Source organism: Rhodococcus sp. MEB032 (assembly GCF_030208925.1).
In the GTDB taxonomy this organism is placed as follows: Bacteria; Actinomycetota; Actinomycetes; order Mycobacteriales; family Mycobacteriaceae; genus Rhodococcus_F; species Rhodococcus_F qingshengii.
In genome coordinates this window covers 49,571-62,482 of record NZ_JARVSY010000052.1, presented here as the reverse complement: position 1 = coordinate 62,482, position 12,912 = coordinate 49,571, and the positions used below count along the sequence as shown (strand labels likewise).

16 protein-coding genes are annotated in these 12,912 nt (G+C 61.2%); 9 read left to right on the top strand and 7 right to left on the bottom strand.

Annotation, left to right across the window (positions count from 1 at the left end; translation table 11 throughout):
- The first annotated feature begins 104 nt into the window (after nt 1-104).
- The 5 genes from QRN54_RS32055 to QRN54_RS32035 all read left to right on the top strand — a co-directional run bounded on the left by QRN54_RS32055 (nt 105) and on the right by QRN54_RS32035 (nt 4,424).
- Complete coding sequence (locus QRN54_RS32055; protein WP_285183949.1) at nt 105-1,730, top strand: flavin-containing monooxygenase; 1,626 nt, start codon at nt 105-107, stop codon at nt 1,728-1,730.
- Nucleotides 1,727-2,524 (top strand): mycofactocin-coupled SDR family oxidoreductase, encoded by a 798-nt coding sequence (locus tag QRN54_RS32050; protein WP_007726713.1) that lies wholly within the window; start codon nt 1,727-1,729, stop codon nt 2,522-2,524. Before QRN54_RS32055 ends, QRN54_RS32050 begins: the two co-directional genes overlap by 4 nt.
- Nucleotides 2,525-2,528: 4 nt before the next feature.
- On the top strand, nt 2,529-3,359 hold the full coding sequence (locus QRN54_RS32045) for a mycofactocin-coupled SDR family oxidoreductase (protein ID WP_007726714.1): 831 nt from the start codon (nt 2,529-2,531) through the stop codon (nt 3,357-3,359).
- A 115-nt stretch (nt 3,360-3,474) separates the two neighbouring features.
- Complete coding sequence (locus QRN54_RS32040; protein ID WP_007726715.1) at nt 3,475-3,777, top strand: hypothetical protein; 303 nt, start codon at nt 3,475-3,477, stop codon at nt 3,775-3,777.
- Nucleotides 3,774-4,424 carry a nucleoside/nucleotide kinase family protein gene (locus QRN54_RS32035; protein ID WP_003944437.1) on the top strand — a complete coding sequence of 217 codons (651 nt, stop codon included), beginning with the start codon at nt 3,774-3,776 and terminating at the stop codon, nt 4,422-4,424. Before QRN54_RS32040 ends, QRN54_RS32035 begins: the two co-directional genes overlap by 4 nt.
- 21 nt (nt 4,425-4,445) lie before the next feature.
- Here the strand turns inward: QRN54_RS32035 and QRN54_RS32030 are convergent, their stop codons facing one another.
- Nucleotides 4,446-5,879 carry an FAD-dependent oxidoreductase gene (locus tag QRN54_RS32030; RefSeq protein WP_285183946.1) on the bottom strand — a complete coding sequence of 478 codons (1,434 nt, stop codon included), beginning with the start codon at nt 5,877-5,879 and terminating at the stop codon, nt 4,446-4,448.
- Between the two features lie 423 nt (nt 5,880-6,302).
- Between QRN54_RS32030 and QRN54_RS32025 the strand changes: the two genes are divergently transcribed.
- Together QRN54_RS32025 and QRN54_RS32020 are read left to right on the top strand one after the other, a co-directional pair.
- Nucleotides 6,303-6,614, top strand: a complete 312-nt coding sequence (locus QRN54_RS32025) for an STAS domain-containing protein (RefSeq protein WP_228232503.1) — start codon at nt 6,303-6,305, stop codon at nt 6,612-6,614.
- 236 nt (nt 6,615-6,850) lie between these two features.
- Nucleotides 6,851-8,122, top strand: a complete 1,272-nt coding sequence (locus tag QRN54_RS32020; protein WP_285183943.1) for an EAL domain-containing protein — start codon at nt 6,851-6,853, stop codon at nt 8,120-8,122.
- A 57-nt stretch (nt 8,123-8,179) separates the two neighbouring features.
- Here QRN54_RS32020 and QRN54_RS32015 read toward each other — a convergent pair whose 3' ends face one another.
- Both QRN54_RS32015 and QRN54_RS32010 read right to left on the bottom strand, forming a co-directional pair.
- Nucleotides 8,180-8,422, bottom strand: a complete 243-nt coding sequence (locus QRN54_RS32015) for a hypothetical protein (protein ID WP_003944403.1) — start codon at nt 8,420-8,422, stop codon at nt 8,180-8,182.
- Nucleotides 8,423-8,494: 72 nt separating this feature from the next.
- Nucleotides 8,495-9,865 (bottom strand): cytochrome P450, encoded by a 1,371-nt coding sequence (locus QRN54_RS32010; protein ID WP_285183940.1) that lies wholly within the window; start codon nt 9,863-9,865, stop codon nt 8,495-8,497.
- Between the two features lie 91 nt (nt 9,866-9,956).
- Here QRN54_RS32010 and QRN54_RS32005 point away from each other — a divergent pair, with 91 nt between their 5' ends.
- Nucleotides 9,957-10,577 carry a TetR/AcrR family transcriptional regulator gene (locus tag QRN54_RS32005; protein ID WP_042452208.1) on the top strand — a complete coding sequence of 207 codons (621 nt, stop codon included), beginning with the start codon at nt 9,957-9,959 and terminating at the stop codon, nt 10,575-10,577.
- 31 nt (nt 10,578-10,608) lie between these two features.
- Here the strand turns inward: QRN54_RS32005 and QRN54_RS32000 are convergent, their stop codons facing one another.
- On the bottom strand, nt 10,609-11,232 hold the full coding sequence (locus tag QRN54_RS32000) for a nucleoside/nucleotide kinase family protein (RefSeq protein ID WP_065352073.1): 624 nt from the start codon (nt 11,230-11,232) through the stop codon (nt 10,609-10,611).
- Nucleotides 11,229-11,663 (bottom strand): nucleotidyltransferase domain-containing protein, encoded by a 435-nt coding sequence (locus QRN54_RS31995; RefSeq protein WP_037131485.1) that lies wholly within the window; start codon nt 11,661-11,663, stop codon nt 11,229-11,231. Before QRN54_RS31995 ends, QRN54_RS32000 begins: the two co-directional genes overlap by 4 nt.
- A gap of 119 nt (nt 11,664-11,782) precedes the next feature.
- Between QRN54_RS31995 and QRN54_RS31990 the strand changes: the two genes are divergently transcribed.
- Nucleotides 11,783-12,268 (top strand): flavodoxin family protein, encoded by a 486-nt coding sequence (locus QRN54_RS31990; protein WP_081557517.1) that lies wholly within the window; start codon nt 11,783-11,785, stop codon nt 12,266-12,268.
- Here the strand turns inward: QRN54_RS31990 and QRN54_RS31985 are convergent.
- Both QRN54_RS31985 and QRN54_RS31980 read right to left on the bottom strand, forming a co-directional pair.
- On the bottom strand, nt 12,241-12,486 hold the full coding sequence (locus tag QRN54_RS31985) for a hypothetical protein (protein ID WP_007726731.1): 246 nt from the start codon (nt 12,484-12,486) through the stop codon (nt 12,241-12,243). The two genes, QRN54_RS31990 and QRN54_RS31985, sit on opposite strands and share 28 nt — an antisense overlap.
- Nucleotides 12,486-12,872, bottom strand: a complete 387-nt coding sequence (locus tag QRN54_RS31980; RefSeq protein WP_003944423.1) for a nuclear transport factor 2 family protein — start codon at nt 12,870-12,872, stop codon at nt 12,486-12,488. Before QRN54_RS31980 ends, QRN54_RS31985 begins: the two co-directional genes overlap by 1 nt.
- Nucleotides 12,873-12,912: the final 40 nt, after the last annotated feature.

Here is a 12,912-nt window from a genome sequence, read left to right as displayed (position 1 = left end):
TGGGGTGGAGGCTCCGCCCACCCAGTGTCATGGGGTGGAGGCTCCGCCCACCCAGCGGGAGAACCTGTTCCTCTACCATTCAACCCACTCGTAGCGTGGCCACCATGACCGATCCTGACTTCTCCACCGCACCACTCGACGTCGTAGTCATCGGCGCCGGCGTCGCCGGCATGTACGCCATGCACCGACTTCGCGAGCAGGGGCTGCGTGTCCACGGCTTCGAGGCGGGCTCCGGAGTGGGCGGCACGTGGTACTTCAACCGCTACCCGGGCGCACGCTGCGATGTCGAGAGTTTCGACTACTCCTACTCGTTCTCCGAAGAGTTGCAACAGGATTGGGACTGGAGCGAGAAGTACGCCGCGCAACCGGAGATCCTGTCCTACCTCGATCACGTCGCCGATCGCTTCGACCTACGCAGTGGGTTCACTTTCGATACCCGTGTCCTGAGCGCACAGTTCGACGAGGACTCGTCGACGTGGCGAGTGCACACCGACGGTGGTCATGACGTCACCTCGCGGTTCGTGGTGTGCGCCACGGGCAGCCTCTCGACCGCGAACGTTCCGAACATTGCAGGTCGCGAGACTTTCGGCGGTGAGGTCTTCCACACCGGCTTCTGGCCGCACGACGGCGTCGATTTCACCGGCAAGCGAGTGGGAGTGATCGGTACCGGATCGTCGGGCATCCAGTCCGTTCCGTTGATCGCCGAGCAGGCCGATCACCTCTTCGTGTTCCAGCGGTCCGCGAATTACAGTGTGCCGGCGGGAAACACGCCTCTCGATGACAAGCGACGCGCAGAGATCAAGGCCGACTACGCCGAGCGTCGAGCGCTGTCCAAGCGCAGTGGCGGTGGATCTCCGTTCGTTTCGGATCCTCGCAGCGCGCTCGAGGTGTCCGAGGCCGAGAGGAACGCGGCCTACGAGGAGCGGTGGAAGCTCGGCGGTGTTCTGTTCGCCAAGACCTTCGCAGACCAGACCAGCAACATCGCCGCCAACGCGACGGCGGCCGCATTTGCCGAGGCCAAGATCAGATCGGTGGTCGAAGATCAGGCCATCGCCGACCTACTGATCCCGAACGACCACCCCATCGGGACCAAGCGGATCGTCACGGACACCGACTACTACCAGAGCTACAACCGTGACAACGTGAGCCTGGTCGATCTCAAGAGCGCACCGATCGAGGCAATCGACGAGGCCGGGATCAAGACGACCAACTCGCACTACGAACTCGACGCATTGGTGTTCGCCACCGGTTTCGATGCGATGACCGGGGCACTCGATCGCATCGAGATCCGCGGCCGCAACGGCGAGACCTTGCGAGAGAACTGGCATGCGGGTCCGAGAACCTATCTTGGTTTGGGAGTGCACGGCTTCCCGAATCTGTTCATCGTCACCGGGCCGGGTAGCCCGAGTGTGCTGTCCAACATGATTCTCGCTGCCGAACAGCACGTCGACTGGATCGCCGACGCGATCAACCACCTCGATTCGGCGGGCATCGACACCATCGAGCCGAGTGCCGAAGCCGTGGACAACTGGCTCGAGGAGTGCTCACGCCGGGCGTCGGCAACATTGTTCCCATCCGCCAACTCCTGGTACATGGGAGCCAACATCCCGGGAAAGCCGAGGATATTCATGCCCTTCATCGGAGGCTTCGGTGTCTACTCGGACATCTGTGCAGACGTGGCAGCAGCGGGATACCGAGGCTTCGAGCTGAACAGCGCGGTGCACGCATGAGCCGGCTGGAGGGCAAGCGGGTGCTCGTAACGGGTGCTGCCGGAGGAATGGGACGCTCACACTGTGAGCGGCTCGCCGAAGAAGGCGCGTCCGTGATCGCGTTGGATGTCGAACAGGCACAATCGGGGTTGGCGGAAACCGCTCAGGCAGTGCGTGATCGAGGCGGTATCGCGGTCACCGGTGTGGCGGATATTCGGGACTTCGACGGCCTGGCCGCCGTCGTGGCCGAGTGCGTTACCGAACTCGGCGGGTTGGACGTCGTGGTTGCGAATGCAGGCGTGTACGACACGCCGGGACCGTCGTGGACCATCGATCCTGCAGTGTGGAACCGCTCGCTGGACGTCAATCTGACCGGGGCGTGGCACACCGTCAAGGCCTGTGTTCCGCACTTCGGCGACGGTGGATCCGTCGTTCTGGTCAGTTCGACAGCGGGAATCAAAGGCATTGCCGGAGCAAGTCATTACAGCGCAGCCAAGCACGCCGTGGTGGGCCTGGCCAGAACGCTGGCCAACGAGTTGGGGGCGCAGAGTATCCGCGTCAACTCCGTGCATCCGGGTTCGGTACGTACCCCGATGATCATCAACGAGCGAGTGTTCGCGAACCTGTGCCCGGACATCGAGAATCCCACCGAAGCAGACGCTGCTGCAGTGCTCAGCGCTCGCAACTTGCTTCCCGTTCCCTGGGTGGATCCGGTGGACGTCAGCAATGCGGTCCTGTTTCTCGCATCCGCGGAGTCCCGCTACATGACCGGCTGTCAGTTGGTTGTCGACGCCGGCCTGACCCAGAAAGTGTGAATTGATGACTTCTCGATTGGAAGGCAAGATCGCGCTGATCACGGGTGCGGCACGAGGAATCGGGCGGGCTCAGGCCGTGCGTTTTGCCGAAGAGGGCGCGGACATCATCGCGGTCGACGTGTGCACCTCGGTGGAAACCACAGTCACGCCGCCCGCGACGGAGGCCGATCTCGATGAGACAGTGGCGCAGATCCGGGCGCTGGGGCGAAAGGTCGAATCTGCGGTAGTGGACGTTCGGGATCTCGAGGCACTACGCAGTGCCGTGGACTCGGCCGTCGGAACGCTCGGTGGTCTCGACATCGTCTGCGCTACAGCTGGTATCACGTCCTCTGACGGGGCCCTGACCATGTCGGAAACGATGTGGCAGACCATGCTGGACGTCAATCTGACCGGCGTGTGGCACACCACGACCGTCGCGGCTCCGCACTTGATCGCGCGGGGCGGGGGATCGATGACACTCACAAGCTCCATCGCCGGACTTCGGGGGCTGGTCGGAGTTGCGCACTACACCGCAGCCAAGCATGGAGTCGTTGGTCTGATGCGTTCGTTGGCAAAGGAACTGGCTCCGCACAACGTACGCGTCAATACGGTCCATCCCACCAACGTCGACACGCTGATGATTCAGAACCCGTTGGTGCGCGGCAAGTTCCGCCCCGATCTCGAGAACCCGACGCGCGAAGAATTTGCTGCCGCAGCGATGACGATGAACATGCTCGCCATTCCGTGGATCGAACCGGTGGACGTAGCGAACGCTGCTCTGTTCCTGTCTTCCGACGAGGCTCGCTACATCACGTCGGTCGCCCTGCCGGTGGATGCAGGAAGTTCGTCCCGCTGAGGTTTCGAACAGCTGAAATCTTGAACAGCTGAAATCTTGAACAGCTGAGGTTTTGACACGCTGAGTTCCGCCACGGTGTGTAGCGTCGGTTTCACCTAACCGAAAGGCGTACACCGTGGCGGAACGGCGCTATCTGGAAGTCACCGTCGGGACCAACATCGTGATGGTCCTCGACCACCGCACGGTGGAGGTCTTCGACCGCACCGCCGCGAGCACGAGCGAAGTGGCTCGTTGGCATGTCGAACACATTGCGGTGAAGGCGAAACCGTCGAAGTCGGGACTGAAACTCACCATCGGGAACAGGCTCGCCGACGACTCGATCGCGGTAGCGGGTCCACGGGCATCGCTGACTGTTCCGCCGGAGAACGAGGCAGCCGTCATCGCGTTCTTCGACGAGGTCAAGGCTGCTCGGGTGTGAATCGGCAGAAGACCTTCGGCGCGGATGATTCGGGTTCTCTAGTCGAGCACGTCGTGCGCTGCCACGAAGATCGGGCCGGACGCACTTTTGTCGGGATCTCGGGAATCGAGGCTTCCGGAAAATCGACGATCGCGGACGAGTTGGCTGCCGGTATCTCGAAGTCGGGCCATGACTTCATCATGATCCATGGGGACGAGTTCTCGACTGCGAAAGCGGTACGGAACAAAGATCCTGACACGGTGCGTGGGTATCTCGAGGATGCGTACGACTATTCGAACCTGAGTAGCCGTGTGATGGTGCCGCTACGGTTGGCCGAAGTTACCGAAATTTCCTACGTCTCGACTGATCCGGAGACAGACGAATCTGTGGTGTCGAAGCCACGAGTCCCGGATCGCGCCATTGTGATCGTCGAGGGAGTGCTGCTTTTTCGCGGACTGATGCGAGATCAGTTCGACCTACGAATCTGGGTTGAAGCAAGCTTCGACGAGTCCTTGCGGCGTGCGAAGGGACGTCCGCGCGATGTGAGCTATTACGGGACGGCCGAGGCGATAGCGTCCCGGTACGAATCCCGGTTTCATCCGGCGCAGAGGATTCATCTGCGTGACGATCGACCACAACTGACCAGCCATGTAATCGTGCGTGGCTAGTCAGTCGAAAGGCCGGCGATATCAAGCTTTACGCGCGGCGGCATGGGCCCCGGCGACACGGCCGAATGCGAAGGCGTCGGCAATGTGGAATCCGCCGTCCTTCGCCGCGCTGTAGGTGGAACTGACCGCGCCCGCGGCGTAGAGGCCAGGAATTGGATTGCGGGCAGTATCGAGTACGCGGGAATGACCGTCGCGGCGCGGCCCACCGCTACTCCATCCCAGCAGTGGCGACCCGGAAACGGCGTAGAACGGAGCGGTGGCCACCGGGGCCAAAGTTTCGGGATTGCGGCCGAACGAATGGTCGATGCCGTCCGCGCACGCCTCGTTGTAGCGTCGCACGCTCGTTTCCACGACTGTTGGGTCCAGTCCGAGTTTCTCGGCGAGTTCGGCGAGCGTGTCCGCCTTGAGGATCCATCCCTTGTCGATCTCGGCTTGATTGTCCGAGCTCCACTCGTACCCTTCGTCGAGAACCCTGTGGCCGACGGGCAGTGCGTCGCGGCCGGGGCTCAGCTGTCCGGCCAACCTCATCGTCTCGTCGAAGACGACGTTCATCGGTTGCACCGGAAAGTGTTGGTAGGAACCCTCTCTGAACACATGACCATGCCGCATTTCGGCTGACTCGTCGGTGAAGCGTCTACCTTCCCGGCTGAGAAACACATAGTTGTGCGCGTTCCACAGTGCGAGGAAGAATCCAGTCGGATTTTCGAGGTCGCCGGGAATTCCCGTAATGGTCATCATGTTGTTCATGTGCCACAGATCGGCGCCCACGGCCTGTGCCATGCGGTGACCGTCGCCGGTTGCCGATCGTGAGCCCCAGATCTTCGGATTCTCCAGACGCAAGTAGTCGCGCACCATCGTCGGATTTGCTTCGAATCCTCCGGTGGCAAGGATGACGCCCCGGCGTGCCTGGATCTGCGAAGTCTTTTCACCCGAACGGATTTCGACTCCGGTCACCGCTCCGGATTCATCCGTCAGCAGTCCGGTGGCTTCGGTGTCGAATAGTGTTGTGACGCCGCGTTCAGCGAGAGCGGAGACGAGGAACCGGTAGAGAAGTTCATTGCCCATCTTCCCTTCGACGGTGTCCATCCCTGCGTAACAAGAACTTCCGTCAAGTTCGGCGAACTCTGCCGTGGAATGGAAATCGCCGGTCATCGCCACAGTTGCACCCAGACTGCGGATCCAGTCGGACAGTCCGTGAGTGTTCTCGGCCCAGGCATCGATGACGTCCTCGGCAACGGGGAACTCCCCGTTCAACGAACGCAGGAAGGTTCGGGCGGCAGCGGGGTCCTGGTTGACGAACCATCCACTGCCGGACAGTCGAGTGTTGCCGCCCGCGGAATCAGGTCCGCTCTTTTCCAGAATCACGACCGATGCGCCGTCGGCGTGCGCTTGGAGCGCTGCGGCCGATCCGGCAGCGCCCGATCCGATGACGAGTACGTCGACAATGTTATCCATGTCACAGAAGGTATTGCGGAATGGTGGTGCGGCGAACCCACCTTCCCGATGAGCGAGAAAGCCAGTGGTCGACGCCGCAGAGACTTCGCCCCGCAGGCACGTCGGGGGCCAGGCGGGGTAGCGGTTCAGTGCGTCGGGGGTGGCGCCGAAAGTGCGATATCGCGCTGTGACGTTTTCGAGACCCTAGCGTTATAGATGTGGTTGTGTCGGCGAAACCTGCCGGTGGCAGAGTTCGTCTGGAACGCAGTGACCGACACGGTTGGTTATCCGACGCACAGTGATTCATCGCTGATTCGGGCGGTGGGGCACGCCGAGTCCAGACAAGAGGCTTTCATGACTACGATCAACGAACGTTCTTCAGCTGCAAATGTTCTCGATCTCTTTGACAGCGCCGGCCGAGAAGGGCATCGGTACAGTATCGACGTGGAAAGCTACACCCCTTCGTATGCGGTACTGAGACTTGCCGGAGAATTGGACATGGGTCAGCGGGTGGAATTGGTGCACGCGCTCGACCGACTTCTCCTGGTCGGCACCGATATTCACGTCGATCTCTCCGGCGTGACCTTCATGTCGTCCGGAGTGGCGAATGCCGTTGTCGATGCTGCGGGGCGTGGCAACAACCGCATTCGCTTGTTTGCCCCGACGCGAGCGGTCTCCATGATCTTTCAGGCTCTCGGCGCCTCCGAACTCATTGCGGGCGATGCCACGTCGACCGCTGATGCTCTCGGTGCTTGAGCCGGAAACAACTCCCACGAACGGTGTGAAGTGAGCAGTGCTCGATACGCGTTGACTTGGTTTCTGGTCTGATCTGCGTGTCGATGTGCACTTTGCGGCGCGGGATCAGGTTGTCGTCACCGGGTTGCGCCGAGATTTGCGGTAGTCTCGTTCGGTGTCGAGCAGCCGGCGCCGCCATCGACGCGTCCGGCCGCATGAACGCTTGGTGGTCCCGACTCGTAGTGAAGAGCCACACCATGGCGTATGACACCAGCAACGGTTCGACATCGTCGAATTCTCCGATCACCCAGTTCTCCGATGTGATTGGTCTGGAAGTAAGCATGCAGTTCGCACCGATACGCCGCCTCGACGACCACGCACTTGCAGGCGCCGAGTTGCAATTGCGTGGGCCTGACAATTCCTCTCTGTGTTCGGCGCATGCCCTCCGTCGCGCCTCGCAATTGATGCAGCAACGCTCGGAATTCGACAGTCACAAACTGGCCATGTCCCGTACTGCACTCGCATGCACCGTCGCGGATCGCCTGCCGTTGCTGGTGGCAGTCGACTCGGCTTCCCGAGCAGCTCTGAACGCTCCTGGTATCGAAGGAGCGACGAGAAATCTGCAACGGATCGTCATCACGGTTGACAGCGCATCGGTGCTTACCGATCCCCACAACTCTCTGGCAGTGATCAGAGAAGCCCGCGCGGGCGGGCGTCTGATTGCACTCGACGGTGTCGGCATCGACAGGCACTCGGCGACGCTTCTGTCTTTGGTCGAACCCGACATCATTATCACTTCCGCTGAATTGCTTTCCAAGGCGGCATATTTCGAAGTGGGAACGACGGTGCACGCGCTCGGCGCCTACGTCGAGCGATCGAACGCGATTATCCTTGCCGAGGGTGTCGACTCGGAATCGTCCCGTCTTGCCGCAATCACCATCGGAGCCACATACGGAACGGGTGAGTTGTATCCCGCAGTCGACGATCCGAGTTCACTGTTGTCCGAACCGGTCGTCGCGATGCCCGACAGTCCGGTGTGGAGTGATCCCATCCCCGAGGTGGGCACTCCCTACTCGATCGTGTCTGCTCACAGCCGGATCCGGCGCGGTACCAAGCGTCTGTTGATCCAACTGAGCAAGTCTCTCGAAGCGCAAGCCGCCACATCCGGTTCCTCGATGCTTGTTCTGGGCACCTTTCAACAAGCCGAGCATTTCACCGCATCCACAACAGCACGGTGGCGTCACCTCGCCGATACCGTAGGGTTTGCCGGTGTCTACGGTGTCGGACTGTCCGTGATGCTCGACGGTAAAGTTCAACACGCACCGCTCGACCCGGGTGATGATCTCGTCAACGAGTGGACGGTCGTCACTCTGGGACCACACCATGCGGCGATGCTGTCGGCGCGAGATCTTCATGACAACGGTCCAGATCTCGAGCGGACCTTCGACTTCGTGCAAACCTACGATCGCACCACCGTCACCCAGGCAGCGCACTCTATTCTTCGTCGTTACCCCACGACGAATTCGTGAACCCCGTACCGATGTTCTCGACGTTCGCCGCGAGCGCTGCCCGACCGGCGATCGTGGCTAAGGAGTGGCCGGGCGCCGCGCAGCACGTCTCTTTGCTGCAGAGTTGAGTAGATACCTTTCGGCGACCGTGTAGTCCGTGACGGTTGCGCCATCCGGCGCTGTGGTGTGGGTGAGCAGTTCGAGATAGCGGCGACGGAAGACATGGGCGTCGGATTCTGCGAGTAGGAACTCCGCCGCTGAGACGACCTCTGGTTTCGGAGCAGCGCGTGCATGCCGGTTTCGGGCGGGCCGAGTGCTCATGTTTTTCTCTGGATTTCGAAAGCGTCTGTGCCGGTAGTCATGTGCGAGTTGATCCTGACGTCTGTTCGGTCGCTACCGGTCATGAGAAGTCGTGAGTGGTTTCAGATCGATCGGCTGTCCGTCGGAGGGGAACGGCAAGGACATGTAGTTGAGAGGGGCGGTGTAGCCGGGCGCGACCTGCCAATCGAAGCGTGTGAGCAGGTGGTGCATGATCGCTTTGATTTCGACGCCGGCGAAGTGCATGCCGAGGCATTTGTGCACGCCTCCACCGAACGGTTCCCAGGCATACCGGTGCACCTTGTCTTCACGTCGGTGGTCCGCGAAACGTTCGGGATCGAAATGTTCGGGGTCGGGCCAGTACTGCGGCATGTGGTGAGTGAAATGTGGCACCACTGACACGTAGGTCCCAGCGGGTACGAAGTGGTCCTGTATCTGGGTGTCACACACCGCTCGGCGAGCCATGACCGGCACGGGAGCGACGAGTCGGAGGCATTCTTTCATCACCAGGTCCAAGCCGGCGAGTTGGTCGAGTTCGGCATAGCTCGGCGTCGACGTACTCAGTGCGAGTGATTCCGCCCGACATCTTTTCTGCCACTGAGGATTCTGGCCGAGATATTGCATCATTGTCGAGATGGTGATGGTGGAGGTGTCATGTGCGGCCATCAGCAGGAAGATCATGTGATCGATCACCTCGCCGTCGCTGAAGCGCTGTCCGGTGTCTGATTCGATGTGACAGAGAACGGAAAACAGGTCGTCGGTTTCGCGTGAACGGCGCGCAGGTAGGTAGCGGCGGAAGAAGTTTTCGAGGGTTCGGCGCCCGTCGAGGCCGCGCTTCCATCTGGTGCCGGGAACTCGATAACGGATCACCGAGGTTGCAGCTTGCACGCAATCGACGAAAGCTTTTTTCACAGAGTCGATTTCGCTTTCAGTGGTCCCTTCCGCGCCGCCCATGAAGATGTCGGTCGCCAGGTTGAGTGTGAGAGCTTTGAGGGCGGTGTAGGCGCGGAACCCATCGGACGGAGTCCAGGCGTCGAGCGCGGAGGCGATCGCGGGATTCAGCACGTCCACGGTCTTTTCGAGACGCGATCTCGTGAAGGCTTGTTGCATGATGCGTCGTTGTCGTAGGTGCTCTTCGGAGTCGAGAAGCATCAGACCCCCGTGAAAGAAGGGGCCGATGAGCACTGACCAACCGTCGCTGTTGACAAAAGCGCGGTCTTTGTTCTGGAGAACTTCTTGGCATGCGTCGGGTCCGAGGGCTGCGACCCACCGTCTACCGGCCATCGAGAACCACGAGACCTCGCCGTAACGATCCCAGCGTTTTTGCATCAGAGCGAGAGGGTCGCGGATGTATTCGAAAGTTTGCCCTATTCCGGGTAGTCCCGAATTGCCTGAGATGGGACGCAACTGCGACCGGATGGGTGGAGCGGCCAGGATTTTCGACATCACGTACCTGCCTTCCGTTTGCATCTGACAGTGGCGCCTGTCAGATGGGGGTAGTCTGCGTCACAGTCGCGTCGTCTGTCAAGATCGACTCATGGCTTCTCCCACGCCCCGTCGATATGCCGGTCTGAGTGGTGAGCAGCGGGCCGCGCTTCGGCGTGAAAGCTTGCTCGCAGCAGGACTGGACGTGTTTGCGGCCGCGGGCAGGCAGGGTGCCACCATGACCGCCATCTGTGCGCATGCCAAGCTGACAGAGCGATATTTCTACGAGAGTTTCACCAGCAGGGACGAACTCCTCCAGCAGGTTTTCGACGGAATCGTCGACGAGGTGCGCGTCGCCGGAATGGCTGCACTCCGAACGACCGAGGGGACACGGGAGGAGCGCGTGCGTAGCGCCATTGCTTCGTTCGTCAACATCCTGACGGACGATCCTCGAAAAGGGCGTGTCGCGATGGTCGAGTCGGTGGCTTACGAGCCGCTGCGCACTCACCGGCGGGGAGCGCTGCGTGGGTTCGCGCAGATGGTGGCCGACGAGGCTGCGCTCTTGTACGGCGATCGAGCTTGGCCTCCCCATCAGGGTGAGATCAACGGATTACTGTTCGTGGGCGGCCTGGCCGAATTGGTGACGGCCTGGCTCAACGGCGAAATCGACATCACGCCCGCTGAGATCGTGGATGCCGCAACCTTCCAATTCACATCCACAGCGCACCGATGAAACGCGGGGCCGGCGATGCGGACTGCCAACTCTAGTGGGCGGCATGTGTCGTGATTCGAGGCAGTTTCGGGTCTGAATTGTCGATGACACTGTCCGCGCGGGTCCAGGGCTCTGCAGCCGCGAAGTACAGACGTTGGCCGCCGACATAACGGTTCATCGACGGGTGTTCCGGATCCGCGTTCGTTCCGTCGCGAAGGTTCATTCGCTCGGCGGTGATCTCGAAGGGCACGTCGAGAAAGATCGAATAGTCCCATCGGGAAGCAAGTTCGTCCCGATGCAGAAAGAGTCCCTCGACGAGGACTACGGCTCCGTCGGCTGCATGCAAGTACGCGTCGCTGTCCCGTCGTGGTCGGTACTCGCGGTTACCTCCCGGTCTCAGAGGGGCGAGAACATGACGCTCGAGGGCGTCGTAGTCGTAGCTGTCGAGCCAGAAGCCTTCCGGTGACAGCCGACCTCTGCGATGGCGAATCTCCGGCGGATTGAGGAAGTCGTCGACGTGAATCACAATGGCGGGGCGTTCATTCAGCTGTGCTGCAAGACTTTTCGTGAATGTCGTCTTGCCGCTCCCGTCGACGCCGTCGATCGCGACGACGGGAGAGCCGCGCAGCGCGTTTATTTCGGCGGCCAAGGTCTCGAAGACCGTCTTGGTGCTCATCGAGCAGTTCTTCCCGCGCTCGTAGCGACGCGAAGAGGCCCGGTGTCGTACAGGATTCGGTGGCCGTCTTCGAGGACGCGTCGAGTGCCCGCGTCGAGCGGAAGGTCGGCCCAGCTCTCGCTCGCGAAATTCAGTTCGACGAGGAGGCCGGACCGTAGGCGGAAGCGTCGTTCTCGGACTGGCCCCCAGTTGGCGGCTCTGATGAATCGCGCGTCGGGGCGGAGCCGGTCGAACCAGTCTTCATTTGCGAGCGCGTTCGCGTCGTCGGCCAGGATCATCAGATCAAGATCACTCGCCATACGCTCCGCGCCGCGCGCGTAGGACCCGACCAGCGCTACAGCTTTGACGTCATCGTGCTCAGCGGCCCATCGTTCGACGTCGACGAGCAGCGCGTTCACCGCACGTCTTCGCCCCTTCAATCGTGCTGACATACCGGCATCATTCCCCATCTCCACCATTGTCCGTAGCTTCGCCGGGGCCTCTATCCTGGAACTGTCAGTGACAAACCAGGCGGAGGGATGCGTATGTCCAAAATGAGAGAACTTAGCCGATGAAAGCAATCATCGTGTGTACCTCTGTCTCCCATGGCAATACGAAGCTGATCGCCGATGTCATCGGAGAAGTTCTCGATGCTCGCGTGGTCGAGCCCGGTGACATCGACGCCGCGCAGCTCGCCGACTACGACCTGGTGGGGTTCGGCTCCGGCATCTACCTACGCTCGTACCACGCAAATTTACGCTCGTTCGTCGAGGCACTCCCCGAAGAACGGCGATCCAAGGCTTTTGTCTTCGCCACCAGTGGATTTCCTGACAAGGGGATTCATCGCTTCTCGCGTCCACTGGTTCAGTTGCTCGAACAGAAGGGCTTCGATGTGGTCGCAGCCTTCTCGTCCCGTGCGTGGGATACCTATCTCCCGTTCAAGCCTTTCGGCGGTATCCGGAAGGGGCGGCCGAACGCCGACGACTTGGAATCGGCGCGCATGTTCGCCGAAATGCTACGCGGAAGCGTTCAGGACAGCTTGCCCGGCACCGGGTAGCTGCGCAGGCTCATCTCCAGCTCACCGGCGTCGGCAAGGTCGTTGATCGTCTGGCGCAGAGCGCCACACGTCCGCTGAGCGTTGGCACGGCTGTTCGCGCGACCCAACTCCGGGCACACTTCCTGCGACTCTTCGAGCCATTGGACGCTGGTGTGCGCTTCGCTGTACTTCTCGACGAGGACACGGTTTCCGCAGTTGCGGCAACTGACCTGACGCATCAGCGTGCAATCAGATCGGCCGGTGACCAGAAGGCGCGCATGCTCGTGATCTTGGCGTCCTCGTCGAAAGTCATGACGTCGATCGGTTCGACCTCGTAGACCTGATCGCCCACCGGTGTGACGACGCGGAAGTGGAAGGCCGCGCTGGATCCGCTCACCCGCAAGGTAAGCAGTTCCGTCTCTTGCGAACCGCCCTCGAGAGCGCCGTAGAACTCGGTGATCGCGGCCTTGCCGACGCGGGGTTCGCTGCCGACCGGGTCTTCGAGCGTCGCGTTCTCGGCGTAGAGGGCGGCGATGTCCGCTGACGATCCGCGAGCCACGGCGTCGAGGTAGGTGGTAACCGTCGCCGTGATCGCGGCCGTGGTGTCTGGTTCGAGAGTGGTCATCGAGTTAGTCCGATCAGTCGAGAAGTTCAGGGTCTGACAA

Coding starts and splice junctions, on each gene's coding strand:
- QRN54_RS32055 (WP_285183949.1), top strand. CDS start 105: ATGACCGATCCTGACTTCTCCACCGCACCACTCGACGTCGTAGTCATC.
- QRN54_RS32050 (WP_007726713.1), top strand. CDS start 1,727: ATGAGCCGGCTGGAGGGCAAGCGGGTGCTCGTAACGGGTGCTGCCGGA.
- QRN54_RS32045 (WP_007726714.1), top strand. CDS start 2,529: ATGACTTCTCGATTGGAAGGCAAGATCGCGCTGATCACGGGTGCGGCA.
- QRN54_RS32030 (WP_285183946.1), bottom strand. CDS start 5,879: ATGGATAACATTGTCGACGTACTCGTCATCGGATCGGGCGCTGCCGGA.
- QRN54_RS32020 (WP_285183943.1), top strand. CDS start 6,851: ATGGCGTATGACACCAGCAACGGTTCGACATCGTCGAATTCTCCGATC.
- QRN54_RS32015 (WP_003944403.1), bottom strand. CDS start 8,422: ATGAGCACTCGGCCCGCCCGAAACCGGCATGCACGCGCTGCTCCGAAA.
- QRN54_RS32010 (WP_285183940.1), bottom strand. CDS start 9,865: ATGTCGAAAATCCTGGCCGCTCCACCCATCCGGTCGCAGTTGCGTCCC.
- QRN54_RS32005 (WP_042452208.1), top strand. CDS start 9,957: ATGGCTTCTCCCACGCCCCGTCGATATGCCGGTCTGAGTGGTGAGCAG.
- QRN54_RS32000 (WP_065352073.1), bottom strand. CDS start 11,232: ATGAGCACCAAGACGGTCTTCGAGACCTTGGCCGCCGAAATAAACGCG.
- QRN54_RS31995 (WP_037131485.1), bottom strand. CDS start 11,663: ATGTCAGCACGATTGAAGGGGCGAAGACGTGCGGTGAACGCGCTGCTC.
- QRN54_RS31990 (WP_081557517.1), top strand. CDS start 11,783: ATGAAAGCAATCATCGTGTGTACCTCTGTCTCCCATGGCAATACGAAG.
- QRN54_RS31985 (WP_007726731.1), bottom strand. CDS start 12,486: ATGCGTCAGGTCAGTTGCCGCAACTGCGGAAACCGTGTCCTCGTCGAG.
- QRN54_RS31980 (WP_003944423.1), bottom strand. CDS start 12,872: ATGACCACTCTCGAACCAGACACCACGGCCGCGATCACGGCGACGGTT.